The 13,308-nt window shown below is 44.0% G+C and carries 13 protein-coding genes; 7 read left to right on the top strand and 6 right to left on the bottom strand.

All coding sequences use genetic code 11. The features are described 5' to 3' along the window. Position 1 precedes the first annotated feature (1 nt). From ACEN82_RS03035 to ACEN82_RS03025, 3 genes are all read left to right on the top strand, one after another. Complete coding sequence (locus tag ACEN82_RS03035) at positions 2 to 1,450, top strand: PepSY domain-containing protein (protein ID WP_413322438.1); 1,449 nt, start codon at positions 2 to 4, stop codon at positions 1,448 to 1,450. A gap of 3 nt (positions 1,451 to 1,453) precedes the next feature. Then, complete coding sequence (locus ACEN82_RS03030; protein ID WP_413322437.1) at positions 1,454 to 1,675, top strand: heavy metal-binding domain-containing protein; 222 nt, start codon at positions 1,454 to 1,456, stop codon at positions 1,673 to 1,675. Positions 1,676 to 2,160: 485 nt separating this feature from the next. After that, complete coding sequence (locus tag ACEN82_RS03025) at positions 2,161 to 2,454, top strand: hypothetical protein (protein WP_091166807.1); 294 nt, start codon at positions 2,161 to 2,163, stop codon at positions 2,452 to 2,454. 12 nt (positions 2,455 to 2,466) lie between these two features. Here ACEN82_RS03025 and ACEN82_RS03020 read toward each other — a convergent pair whose 3' ends face one another. Further along, complete coding sequence (locus tag ACEN82_RS03020; protein ID WP_413322436.1) at positions 2,467 to 3,705, bottom strand: DUF3179 domain-containing (seleno)protein; 1,239 nt, start codon at positions 3,703 to 3,705, stop codon at positions 2,467 to 2,469. 126 nt (positions 3,706 to 3,831) lie between these two features. After that, positions 3,832 to 4,626 carry an acetolactate decarboxylase gene (gene budA, locus ACEN82_RS03015; RefSeq protein ID WP_495644066.1) on the bottom strand — a complete coding sequence of 265 codons (795 nt, stop codon included), beginning with the start codon at positions 4,624 to 4,626 and terminating at the stop codon, positions 3,832 to 3,834. Positions 4,627 to 4,763: 137 nt separating this feature from the next. Here budA and ACEN82_RS03010 point away from each other — a divergent pair, with 137 nt between their 5' ends. The 3 genes from ACEN82_RS03010 to ACEN82_RS03000 all read left to right on the top strand — a co-directional run bounded on the left by ACEN82_RS03010 (position 4,764) and on the right by ACEN82_RS03000 (position 7,745). Continuing rightward, complete coding sequence (locus ACEN82_RS03010) at positions 4,764 to 5,474, top strand: DsbA family oxidoreductase (protein ID WP_413322434.1); 711 nt, start codon at positions 4,764 to 4,766, stop codon at positions 5,472 to 5,474. 121 nt (positions 5,475 to 5,595) lie between these two features. Beyond that, positions 5,596 to 6,306, top strand: coding sequence for a hypothetical protein (locus tag ACEN82_RS03005; protein WP_495644065.1), 711 nt, complete (start codon positions 5,596 to 5,598; stop codon positions 6,304 to 6,306). Positions 6,307 to 6,506: 200 nt separating this feature from the next. Then, positions 6,507 to 7,745, top strand: coding sequence for an MFS transporter (locus ACEN82_RS03000; RefSeq protein ID WP_495644064.1), 1,239 nt, complete (start codon positions 6,507 to 6,509; stop codon positions 7,743 to 7,745). Here ACEN82_RS03000 and ACEN82_RS02995 read toward each other — a convergent pair. Further along, on the bottom strand, positions 7,708 to 7,995 hold the full coding sequence (locus ACEN82_RS02995) for a hypothetical protein (protein WP_090528351.1): 288 nt from the start codon (positions 7,993 to 7,995) through the stop codon (positions 7,708 to 7,710). The genes ACEN82_RS03000 and ACEN82_RS02995 overlap by 38 nt on opposite strands. A 319-nt stretch (positions 7,996 to 8,314) precedes the next feature. Here ACEN82_RS02995 and nhaA point away from each other — a divergent pair, with 319 nt between their 5' ends. Continuing rightward, positions 8,315 to 9,622 carry a Na+/H+ antiporter NhaA gene (gene nhaA, locus ACEN82_RS02990; RefSeq protein WP_413322856.1) on the top strand — a complete coding sequence of 436 codons (1,308 nt, stop codon included), beginning with the start codon at positions 8,315 to 8,317 and terminating at the stop codon, positions 9,620 to 9,622. Positions 9,623 to 9,694: 72 nt separating this feature from the next. Here the strand turns inward: nhaA and ACEN82_RS02985 are convergent, their stop codons facing one another. Genes ACEN82_RS02985 through ACEN82_RS02975 form a run of 3 tightly spaced genes read right to left on the bottom strand, consistent with a single transcriptional unit; the run spans position 9,695 to position 13,299 of the window. Next, the gene (locus tag ACEN82_RS02985; protein ID WP_413322855.1) at positions 9,695 to 10,819 is read right to left on the bottom strand and encodes a glycoside hydrolase family 26 protein; all 1,125 of its coding nucleotides are present in this window, start codon (positions 10,817 to 10,819) and stop codon (positions 9,695 to 9,697) included. A gap of 38 nt (positions 10,820 to 10,857) precedes the next feature. After that, positions 10,858 to 12,087, bottom strand: a complete 1,230-nt coding sequence (locus tag ACEN82_RS02980; RefSeq protein WP_413322854.1) for an AGE family epimerase/isomerase — start codon at positions 12,085 to 12,087, stop codon at positions 10,858 to 10,860. Between the two features lie 15 nt (positions 12,088 to 12,102). Beyond that, positions 12,103 to 13,299, bottom strand: coding sequence for a glycoside hydrolase family 130 protein (locus tag ACEN82_RS02975; protein ID WP_413322853.1), 1,197 nt, complete (start codon positions 13,297 to 13,299; stop codon positions 12,103 to 12,105). Between the last annotated feature and the right edge of the window lie 9 nt (positions 13,300 to 13,308).

Raw genomic sequence — 13,308 nt, 5'->3', positions numbered from 1 at the left:
AATGGCATCAGCAACAGTAAAAAGCAACTTTTATAAATGGCACCGGGTGCTGGGCTTAACGGCCCTCATCCCGGTGATTTTCTGGACACTGAGCGGGCTTTCACACCCGTTCATGTCAAACTGGTTCAGGCCTTCAATTGCGGAGGAAGTGTTTAAACCGCTACCTCAAAGCCGGATGAAACCGGTACTCAGCATTCAGCAGGTATTGGATAAAAACAATATTTCCGTTATCCGGAACTTCGGACTGGTTAACTTTAATCACAACACCTATTACCAGGTACTGGATAAAGATAGCGTGTACAATTACTACTCAGCCAATGATGGGGTATTGTTAAAAGATGGGGATAAGCTATATGCCACTTATCTGGCCCGCTATTTTACGCAGGATTCGACATCTAACATTAAAAAGATCGATCTGCAAACAACGTTTGATGGGCAATACCAGCCCATCAATCATCTTTTGCCTGTTTGGAAGATCAGCTTTGACCGTCCCGATGGCATGGATATTTATATTGAAACCAGTCAGAGCCGCATGGGTACATTTAACAACAATACGCGCAAGGCTTTCCTTTGGCTGTTTGAACAATTCCATACCTGGCAGTTTTTGGCTGATATCGGCGGCGATACTTTCCGAAATGTAGTATTACTCATCATCATGGTGGTAATGCTGTTCGCCCTCATCAGCGGCTTAACTGTTTATGGTTTAATGTGGAAAAAGTTTAAATCCGTAACTCAAAAGCGAAAAGAAAATGGCGGTGAGGACAAGCGCATCGTTCATCGTTATCACCGGCAGATAGGGCTTATTGTTTCCTTTGTGATGTTTACTTTCGTAATCAGCGGCGCGTTTCACCTTGCCGTAAAACTGAACAATACCGAAACACCAAAGCCTGATTATGGGCAGGTGATCACAAGGAAACGACTGGCTATCTCCAACCTTCAGCTTCCTGTTGCCGATAGTCTCATCAAAAGGATTGCAGTGGTTAACTTTGGTGGTAATACTTATTACCAGGTAACTGATAATAAAAAGCAGATCTCCTACTTTAACACCTTAACCGGCATAGAACAAATTAATGGAGATGAGGATTATGCCCGTTTTTTAAGTACCTATTACCATACCCACCAGGATCCCGACCAGTTTTATGGCAGGGTAAAAGTTAGCCAGGTAAAGCAGTTTGATAACGAGTACGGTTTCATCAACAAACGCCTGCCGGTTGAAAGGGTAAGTTATGCCGACGGCAGCAATTGGTATATTGAAACTACCTCATCAAAACTGGCTGCAAAAGTTGCAGGAATTGACAGGGCCGAAGGGCTTTCTTTTATATTTTTACACAAGTATTTCGGCATGACCTGGGCGGGTAAGGATATCCGCGACATAGTGAGTATGCTGGCCGCCTTAGGTGTGCTGGTAGTATCATTATTCGGGTTGGCCTCATTCATCAAAAACAAATAATCAATGAAAAAAAGCTTTATCATTTTAGCCTTAGCCGGCCTCGCCCTTGGCGCCTGCAACAGTGCGATTAAAAGCACCGGCAAAACCGACACCACCTCAACAGTAAAGAAAAAAGGAAAATACACCTGCACCATGCACCCCGATCTTACATTTGATAAACCCGGCACCTGCCCTAAATGCGGTATGGCCCTGGTTGAAAGGGATACAACGGAGGGTAAGAAATAATCGTTTTATAATTCTGTCTCCGCCCCTTCTTTACAAGGAAACATCGGGGAAACCCCGAAAAAAAAATGGGTAATGATGTATAAAACACATTTTAGAGATGGTGCGGGGGCGCGTTAGTGATAGGAGCGGATACCGGCCTTGTGGCTAATGCCTGTGCAGTATGAGCGTATAGCACGGGCCGCAGGCAACGCCCATATTTATAATATCGATCAAAAAAATATATCTAATAACGAACAACTTACAATCACGTCATTATAAGATAACGAAGCAATCCCAAACCGTACAGAGAAACGTGCATAACCACTCTGCCTCATGGGGATTGCTTCGTAATGACGCTTTTTTGTTTTGCTATCTTGCACACACTGAAAACGTCCTCAATTTCTATCCGTAACAATTACAGCTTCCACCCGTCTCATACTTACAAACAATACAACTTATATCCTGTTATACCCCCTGTTACAAATAAATCACTAATTTTGGCGCTGATGAAAAAGGTGGAAGTATTAAAAATGATTGACCTGGTTGAAGAGATCAAGAAACTTGATGATCTCATACAACAAAGCCGTAAGAAAAAAACTTCTGACTTTGTAATCAACCAGTACGAGGCGAAAAAACTTAAGCTTATTGGTTCAACCATCACTGAACTGGCTTCCGCTCCCATTCAATCCATCGAAAGCTACCAACTTATTCAAAAGATCCTGAATAAGTATTACCCCAACATTTCTGAAGACGCTCTGCTTAATGACGATGACATCAGCAAAATAGCAACCGCTATTTAATTAAAGCTGTTGTTAAAAAGGCGGGTAAATGGATGCCGTTTGCTCCAGCGATTCATCGCCTTTCCAAAACACGGTACCGGGATGAAAATGTTTCCATGAGTGCCAGTATTCCTGGTAGGCCTGAATTTTAGCAAGGCGCTGCCCTTTTTGCGTACCGGTTAAGCACAGGCCGTCCCAATCCCAAACCGAAGCGGTTTCCTCGTCGGTAAGCATGCCTTTATCATCCAGTTTAAAATGAAGGGTTTTACCGCTTACTGATGTATTCCAGGCATGATAGCTGAGGCTGTCCTTTTCAATGCCAATAAGCAGTGAACTTTTGTTCAACTCATCGTTTAGCAGGCGTTTGGCGTACATGTGGCGCCAGTCGTAAGCTTTGGCTTTGCCGTTTATGATCACACCAATTACCCAGCTTTTACGCATCAGGGAATCTTTGTTTTTTATAGTGCTGTCACGGTCGATAGCCTGCACACGGTCGTAGTTTTTCAAGTCGGCATAATCTGCGGTGTATAGCCTGTCGGGTTGTAAAATGAGCGTTTCGGGATGTTTCTGCAACCAGGCCGCGAGGGTTAATTGCTCATAAGGCAGCTCGGTTAATTGTTTTCCTTTTAACGCCCCAACAGCCGCGTTACCGGTTGCCTGGTACCACCAGGTTTTAGTGTTTTCATCTTCAATTATAGCATTGTAGTGCCTTGCTCCTACCAACCTGAAGTTTTGCCTTACTCCGTTTATAACCGGACTGTAAACCCTGCCAGTACGGCACATGGTGCAATAGGTAACCAAAACAGGTTTATTGCCTACATCGTCCTGCAGTTTATGATGATAGCCCAGGTAGATGAGCGGATAAGCTTTGGCGACACCGTTGTTTACAACACCTACTACCAGGTAGCTTAACGGCACCCTGTTTTTCAATCCATTGGCAAAAACAGCTTTTGTGGTTTCTTTAAACATGGTTTCTGCCTTATACATATAATCGGTTATGTAAAAGCTGCCTATACAAAGCACAAAAACAGCGGCTTTAACAGCCTTTTGTTTAAAAGTATTTTTAGCATAGAATTTAAATAAGTACCAAACAATGAATAGCAAGCCAATCAAACGCAGCGGCATGATCACCTTTTCGAGATAGTAACACAGGGTTATGGCATTCAGATCCTGGCTGCCCGGAAATGGCATGAGCAGGTAAGCATGAACAAGGCCGGGCAACACCAATAAAATGATACCTATCCAGAATATTTTAGCACTGTTCCATCTCATGCTTATTCAATAAATCCTCGGCATTGGGCTGTTACCTCAATAAGTTTATAATTGGTTTATAATTTCCTAATTTATAAAAATTTACATATTACAAAAAATTATCGTCCAAATAAAAACGATCAGTCATTATTGCTTTTTTCCATTCTCCACGCTTTTGATCTCTTCCTTGCGGTCTTTCTTAAAGTCAAAGCTGTTAAATTCCGGCGTTTGCGGCAGGTCAATGGTATAACTTGTCAACGTTTCAACTTCAATGGTGATATCATCTGCAAGCAAATCAATGATATGGCCGCCACCGGTTTTATCATCAGATAAAAAATGAAAATGGTAGCCGCTGATATGAGCTCCTTCCATCAGTGCAGGGATCTTAAAACCCATGAGATCGCCTTTAATGTTCTTAAAATCAAAAAAATGCTGCCTGTCAAGCATCGCCGCCAAGGGCAAATAAGGTTTATCAACCGGCGGGAAAGCCCTTGTTTTAACCATACTAAAATTTCCTTTGATGTGGATAGCGTAGATCCCGTTCTGGTTGGTTAAGATACTGTCCAGGTAGCTAAACAGTGCCGACTTGGATAAAGGCTTATTACACTTATATGTTTTTTCGGCATGAAAAAAGCAAACCACGGCATAAGGGGTTTTGCCGGTATCGGCAAGTTGGGTTGTTTTACCCGTTGACTGGGTTTGATAAAGTTTGCCGTTAAACACCATGAGCTCACCATCAAGCCTGCCCGGGGCGCCCAAACCAAAATCGCCATGTTGTTTTAATTGTTTATACGGATAATAGGAGTCATACAAGCCGCCGATAAAACCTGCCGCGTAACCTGCGCTGAATAAATTTTTATCAACTACTTTTTGTTGTGCCGATGTTTTAAGGCTTGTAAAGATCATTAAGAGCGAAAAGCATCTCAGGCATAAATTTTTCATGGAGGGAACATGTTTTTAAAGCCATAAAAGTAGTTCAAAAATTACTCCGGCATCTAACAAAGCCCGTTAAATTTTACTTTGCCCTTACGGGCATAAGAATTACAGGCCTTAAATTTGTTTAAACATTTAAAATAGAAATGATGAAAGTAGAAATATGGTCGGATGTGATGTGCCCGTTTTGTTATATAGGCAAACGGAGGTTCGAGGAAGCACTGGCCGGCTTTGAAGGCAAAGAACAAATTGAGATAGAATGGAAAAGCTTCCAGCTAAATCCCGATCTTAAAACCAATCCCAATATCAGCATTAACCAGTACCTGGCCGATATAAAAGGATGGACGCTTGACCATGCCGAACAGATGAACGAGCATGTTACCCAAATGGCGGCGCAAGCCGGCCTTACCTATAATTTCAGCAAATCGGTTGTGGCTAATAGTTTTAACGCGCACAGGTTAGCTCATCTGGCCAAAAAACATGGATTGGGAGACGCTGCCGAAGAAGCTTTGTTCAGGGCATATTTTACTGAAGGCCGTAATATTGATGATACCGAAACCCTTATTGAAATAGGTAAGTCGATTGGCCTGAACGCTGAAGAAATTAAACAAACGCTTGAAAGCGGCACCTACGCCGACGATGTAAAACATGATATTGCCGAAGCTCAATATTTAGGAGTGCGTGGTGTTCCGTTTTTTGTTATGAACCGCAAATATGCCGTATCAGGGGCACAGGAAGTGGCCGTATTTAAAGATACCCTTGCAAAAGCCTTTACCGGCTGGCAGGAAGAAAACCCCAAACCAGCATTTGATACAATCGAAGGCGAATCATGCAGCCCCGATGGCGACTGTAAATAATTGAAAAAATTGTAAACTTTTCTTAACATTATTTGTATCAAATAGTTTTTCTCCTACGTACAAAGAGCTAAAATACTTATATTTAAACCGTTAAAACCATAAACTATCACTCTTTGTATATATGAAAAAAATTTACTGTAAAGTAATTACCCTTCTTTTAATAGCAGCTTCGGTAAGTAGCTGCAAACTTGACCCTCCGCTCGGGCCGGATAAAGAAACAAAAGCAATTGCCGTTGTCCCTACCACAAATACAGGTACAGGAACCGGAACGGGGACGGGTACGGGGACGGGGACGGGGACAGGCACCGGAACGGGGACGGGGACGGGGACGGGGACGGGTACAGGAACGGGTACAGGTACAGGTACAGGTACAGGCACCGGAACGGGAACGGGAACTGGTACAGGTACCGGTACAGGAACTGGAACGGGCACAGCTGACGACGGTTCTGATTACCCGGCTGCCGCACAGGGTACTATTTCGTATAAAGTTGATGGCGGTGCCACTGTTGTAAAAAATGGCCCTACTCTTATTTCACTCGATCCGAATATTCTTTCAGATAAAGGATCGACCATGATATCGTATTTTAATATTAACAACACCTCAGATGTTTTTGATTTATCAGCCGGCACCCTTTCGGCAGGTACTTATGATATTTTAACTATGGCAGGTGAGATAGATGGAAACTTTGTGAGCGGAAAAGTTAAATTCACTACCTTGAATCATTCAAGTAATATGAAGGGAAATGCTATAGGTACTTTTAAGGCACAATTTAAAAACTTCAGTACAGGGACAACACATACGGTTGTGGGTTCATTTAATGTAAAAGGCTAACGGCCAGATAAACCAAAGGTAATTAAGAAGCGGTCATTTTTAACCTTCCAGAAGGTAAGATGACCGCTTCCGCGTTTTAGACAGCTTTAATTCACCCAAAAGTAAAAAACGATTTAGCTATTAAAATTACAATTAATTGCCTTATATTTGTGCTCATAAATACATAGTGTCAATTTGACACTATTATAATATTTTTTAACGTGATCAACTTACCCGATTCAAAAAATGCCATTAACAAACTAACGCTCCGCATTGCCGTGGGTGCTATGTTTTTTATGGCGGGGTTAAGTTTCTCCAGCTGGGCATCGCGTATTGCTACTGTTCAGCAGAATTTAGGTTTATCAGATGCCGGTTTGGGTGCCGTGTTATTTGCCCTGCCTGTAGGCCTTATGTGTTCCCTGCCTTTTTCGGGCTGGATCATCACCAAAATAGGCAGTAAAAAACTCGTTATCGCCGCGCTATTGGTTTACGCTGCCGCGTTGGTAAGTTTAGGCCTCGCACAAAATACGTTTCAGCTTATCATCTGCCTGCTATGCTTCGGCTTTGCAAGCAATTCTGTAAACATTGCGGTAAACACGCAGGCAGTAGCTACCGAGCAGCTTTACCAAAGGCCTATCATGGCCTTTTTTCACGGACTGTGGAGCCTGGCCGGTTTTACCGGGGCAGGTATAGGCACGTTCATGATAGCCAACGGCATTATCCCTTTTCATCATTTTTCGTTAATGCTGATCGTGATAGCGATTGGCGTGGCCGTAGCTGCCCGTTACCTGAAAGATGATAAAGTAACCGACTCCGGGCCTGTGTTTGTAATGCCTGATAAATCGCTCATCAAATTAGGTATCATAGCCTTTTGTTCGATGATTTGCGAAGGCGCCATGTTCGACTGGAGCGTGATCTACTTCAAAAAAGTGGTATTGGCCCCCGAGGCGTTGGTTGGCATAGGCTTTACTACATTCATGTTCACCATGGCAGGCGGCCGTTTTGTGGCCGATTGGTTTGCTCACAAATTTGGCTTAAAACGCACTTTGCAGGTTAGCGGATCACTGACCGCTACAGGCCTGTTAATAGCGGTAGCTTTCCCTTATGTTTATACAGCCATGGCCGGTTTTTTACTGGTTGGTGCAGGTGTATCATCTGTAGTACCAATGGTATACAGCGCTGCCGGTAAATCAAAAACCATGTCGCCGGGCGTTGCACTGGCTGCAGTATCAACTATTGGTTTTATGGGCTTTTTAGTCGGTCCGCCGGTTATCGGTTTTATAGCAGGAATTGCTACCCTCAGGGCCTCTTTTATCCTAATAGCCTGTATGGGAATTTCGGTAGTAGTGGTATCAACAATGGCCAAAATTGATTCGGATAATGCCAAAGAGGAATTACCTAACGAAACAACAACCGTTGATTTTAGCCCTCCTGTTCCAAATCCGCAGCAGCAGGATTAAGCAGGTATTCAAACTGCTCGTACCCGTTGTGAAAAATAAACTTCAGCCTTTCCTTCGGTAAATTAATATCCAAAGCCATCAGCGCAAGTGTTTCAGGGAGGTTATCCCTTATCAGTTTAAGATCCGTAACATGCGGCATTTCCACAAAAATATCATCCCCCTGCGGCTTGATCTCCCAACCATTTAAATGAGCGTTTTTCAATGTGCTTATCCATTTTTGCTGATAGTTATTCATAATATCCGGTTTCATTGATAAATGTTTTATGGCTGGGTTTTGTTTTAAATGTATGTAATCGACAGGCGGGGAAATCGCGTTTAAAATAATTCGATTTGTTTTACTAATCTCATACTGAAAAATTTCTACACAAATGCTTTGCAGCGCTCCACAATTAATCGAATTACACGAATCTTAAATTGATTCAATTCGTGTAATTCGATTAATCCGTAAAAATTAGTGTGAAAATTTTTCATTTATTGTTTTTCAATCCGCATGTGGTTAAAAGCGATTTCCCTGAATCGACAGATCATCTCACCCAAAAATCAAACTTAATTCCTTATTTTAGGCATCTATGAAACAAAGCTACCCTATTGATAAAATCACGCAGCCGGTAAGCAAATTCATAAACCAGGAACATACCGGCGGCATAGTGCTTTTTATCAGCGTGATCGTGGCCATCATATGGGTAAACTCGCCTTTTCAGCACAGTTACCACCAACTTTGGGAACTCAAACTATCGCTCGGTTTTGATAAATATGTTTTAAACCATCCCCTGCACCTTTGGATCAACGACGGCCTTATGGCTTTATTTTTCTTTGTGATAGGCCTCGAGTTAAAACGCGAGTTCATGGCCGGCGAACTATCCTCTGTAAAAAAAGCTTCATTACCAATGTTTGCCGCGTTGGGCGGAATGCTGGTGCCCGCTTTCATCTTTTTCCTTTTTAATACAGGTAAGCCATCGGCCCATGGCTGGGGAATTCCGATGGCTACAGATATAGCCTTCGCGCTGGCTTTACTGTCTATGGCGGGCAAACATATTCCATCCTCTGTAAAAGTTTTCCTATCAGCATTGGCCGTTGCCGATGACCTTGGCGCTGTTTTAGTTATTGCTCTTTTTTACAGCAGCCACATAGCGCTTGTACCGCTTACCATTGGGGTTTGGCTGTTGGTACTTTTACTTATCGGCAATAAAATGGGGATCAGGAGTACAGCTTTTTATTTGATCATAGGCTTCGCTGTTTGGATAGCTTTTTTACTTTCGGGCGTCCACGCAACTATTGCGGGTGTATTGGTGGCTTTTACTATTCCTGCCCGTACCCGCATCAGCGAGATCAGTTACACCCAATCTGTAAAGCAATACCTTACCGATTTTGAAAATGAGCAGCCAAACAACAGCACGCTTATAACGCCCGAACAGCACCACATTATTGATAAAATAAAAAAGCTGAGCCTTGACGCCGAAACACCGCTGCAAAAAATTGAACACACCCTGCATCCCTGGGTAGCTTTCGTCATCATGCCGCTTTTTGCTTTGGCTAATGCCGGGATTATTATTAGCCATGACTTTTTCTCGTCACTGGCCAACCCTGTTAGCATGGGTGTGGCTATAGGCCTGCTTGCCGGCAAGTTTACAGGTGTATTGCTCTTTACCTGGCTCATGGTAAAATTTGGCGCACAATTACCCGCAGGCTCATCATGGAAACAAATGACAGGTGTGGCCTTGCTTGCAGGCGTAGGTTTTACCATGTCCCTTTTTATATCGGCATTAGCCTTTGAGCATGCCGAAATGATTGACCAGGCCAAATATGGGATCCTGTTAGCGTCTTTGCTGGCCGGGATATCGGGGGTAGCTGTTTTAAGCAAAAAGCCGAAGGCTTAAAGCATAAAGCCAAAATGAATGTATTATCCACCTCCTCTATGAACCATGAACTATCATCCATGAACCGCAGGGCTACTGCTTCCAATTTGGCTTACCATAAATTCCCAGTGGCGTTATGCGGTTTTGGAAAATGGTTTGCGGGTTGTTATAAAACTTTATAAAATCACCGGCGCTGGGTTGGCCGGGGTATGGCACGTAATAATGATGATCGTTTCCGTTGCGCCAGGCCATTACGTAGGATACTTTATGCTTAGCAAGGGTTTGCAGTAATATATCCGTCCACCAGTTGGGCATGGGGACACCTTCATAGCCGGTTTCGGGCAGGCATGTTATTTTATGGTGTTTTACAGCGATGCCATCAACAATGGCAAGGCGTTGATCCAGCTTAGCTTGAAAACGCTCAACGCTTTGCATACAATAATTATCAAAGCCTATAAAATCCGCGTAAGCATCGCCGGGATAGCGTTCCAAAAACTCATCTTCCGATTCAAAATCAGCCGCCGAATATACGATGAGCAAGTTATGCAGCTTCTTTTTATCCCGCAGGTATTCGATAGTAAAACGCCACAGGGCTTTAAATTCATCGGGGGTACAGGTGTTTTTGCACCACCAAAACCAATTGCCCGTAAGTTCATGAAATGGCCGGAACAATATCGGGATAGCCTCGCCTTCCGGGCCTTTCATATCAGCTAAATAATGGGCCGCACGATCAAGACACTCAACATATACATTATGAAACGCGCCGCCGGGGATAAGATCTTTTACAGTATGCTGCGTGGTATCCCAGGCGGTTTTGCCATTGGCAGGGTTATCCATATGCCAGCAAAATGTATTGATGCCGCCGCGCGCGTAAACGTCCTTAACAAACTGCTTCTGCTGTTCAAAGGCGATTCCGTTAATATCGTGAATGCTGTCGTGCTCAATCCTGGCCAAATCCCAGCCATACAGGGCCGGGTATGATCCGGTAACACTCTTAACATCTGAGCGGCCTGGTTCATTACGCCATCCCACACCATAAGCCGGGTCATCGTGGTGACCAAATATTACCCCCACGTTAAGCAGCCGCTGCATACTGTAAAAAAGCTGCCGGGTTTCGGTTGTGACGTGTTTATCGGCAGGTTCAAACAGCTGCGCCATAGCGATTGAGCTATGGATCAGCAGGTATAAAACAGCAATCCTTCTAAAAAATTTCATCATAATCAATGCCGCTAAGCTAACCCATTCGAAGCCTTGCTTTATCGCCAATTTATCGGGCCTATACGCCTGATAATTTCAATACACGCACGGCTGTTATGATAGGGGCATTTCCAAAGCCCTGCTTTGTCCTCGCCGGGCATGATGCTGCCATCGGCCCTAACGCCCCAAACCCATTCACCATGCTGTTTATCCAGTATTTTATCTTTTATAAAAGCCCAGTTTTTAAGGGCCAAATGAAAGTATTTATCACTACCGCTAACCTGCCAGGCGTTGTAAAAACCTACCATAGCCTCGGCCTGTACCCACCAGTGTTTTTCTTTGATGAGATGATCATCCGCCGGTTCATATTCATACCATAAGCCACCATCAACATCTAAACCCTGTATAGTTGCTTCTGCTATCGTGATGCAAGTGCTCCTGACCTTCTCGATCATTTCCTGATTACCAATAACTTCAGCAGCCTCCAGTAAAAGCCATGTAGCTTCAATATCATGCCCATACGATATGGTTTCCGCCCGGCGGTTCCAATCCTCATCAAAAAACAGCAAGAGGTGCCCGGTTCCAGCATCAATAAAATGATCAAAAAAATTATTGATCAGGGTTTCAATCTGCTGTTTAAGTCCCTCATCGGCCCAGATGCGGTACAGATTGGTATAAGCTTCCAGTAGGTGCAGATGGGTGTTCATGGTCTTTTTCTCGTTGGCATCCTTAGCGCTTAGCCTAAGATCATCGAGAGGGTTCCATTCACGCGTGAAAGCTTCAAGGTAACCGGTCTTATCCTGATCGTAGCTTTTATCAACCAAAAGATGATAGAGGCCGATGGCTTCCTGCTTTACCCTTTCCGATTTCGAAGCTATATGATATTCGCTCAGCGCGTAAATGGTAAAGGCATGGGCATATACCTGTTTTTTAGTATCCGGCATATCGCCTTTGTAATCAACCGACCAATACACACCGCCAAACTCATCATCAACAAAATGAGCTTTGATATAATCATAGGCCCGCTTAGCTGCCTGTAAATAAGCTTCATCAGGATTTTGATTGTAAGCAGCGGAGAAACTCCACAGGATGCGCGCGTTTAAGACCGAACCTTTGGGAGCACCGGGAGTAACCTGGTTATCATGGTTGATCTTGCCCCAATAACCTCCGTTTACTTCATCTACAGTATAATTAAGCCAATAGTTGAGGATATTTTCCAGCTCACCTGTTAGCTCATTGCTGAAGATAGCAAGCTGATGATTTGAAACAGTATTTGATAGTTGAAGCATGTTTAAAATCTCTTTTCAGGCGCCGGCTCCCTGTAATTGGCTTAAAGCTTTATTTTTATCAATAATATTGTACACTGCCTGTACCGATGAGGCCGAACGCAAACCATCAGCCGGTGTGTTCATGGCATAGTCTATCAGCTTACCAATTGTAGTAGTGGCTACATGCATGCGGGTATCCGAGGACGCATAATAAACATAAACCGACCCGTTATCATCAGCTATCCAGCCATTACAGAACACTACATTTGATACATCGCCGATCCGCTCCTCACCTACCGGGGCCAAAAAATAACCTGCCGGTTGGTAAAGTACCTTAGTAAGGTCATGAAGGTCGGTCATAAACATGTACAACACATAACGTAAACCGGCAGCTGTATTGCGTACGCCATGCGCCAGGTGCAGCCAGCCTTTTTCCGTTTTGATTGGCGCCGGGCCCTGGCCATTCTTGGCTTCGTAAACGGTATGGTAGCTTTTATTGTGAATGATAGTTTCATGGTCAACAACCGCGTTCTCCATAGTATCGCACAAGCCAAAACCTATTCCACCGCCGGTCCCTGCGCTTATAAAACCATCCTGCGGACGGGTGTACAAGGCATACTTACCATCAACAAACTCGGGGTGTAATACCACGTTGCGCTGCTGGGGCGAGTTGGTTTTCAAATCGGGCAGGCGCTCCCATTTTACCAGGTCCCTGGTACGCGCGATACCGCAAGCCGCTATCGCCATCGACTGATCATATGACGGAGCTTCGGGGTCACGGCGTTCGGTACAAAACAGGCCATAGATCCAGCCATCTTCATGCTCGGTAAGGCGCATATCGTACACATTGGTATCGGGTTCATCGGCTTGGGGCAGCTCAACCGGATAATCCCAAAATTTAAAACCATTGATCCCATCAGCACTTTCGGCCACAGCGAAAAACGATTTCCGATCGGCGCCTTCAACCCTTGCTACCATCAGGTATTTGCCGTTAAACTTTATAGCGCCGGCATTAAAAACGGCGTTAATACCAAAACGTTCCATTAAATGAGGGTTGGTTTTAGCATCAAGATCATACCGCCACTCAAGCGGGGTATGGGCGGCAGTAAGCACAGGATATTTAAACCGGCAAAAAATACCGTTGCCTGTTTCCTCAACCTGGTTTTGCCGGTTAATCAATTGCGCTTGTTCGGCCTGTAGTTGAATGAGTCTTTGGTTAAATTCCTGCGTCATATAGTTTTC

This window comes from Mucilaginibacter sp. Mucisp73 (genome assembly GCF_059491465.1).
Note: the sequence above shows the minus strand (reverse complement) of the source record. Positions and strands in the feature narration are given on the sequence as shown.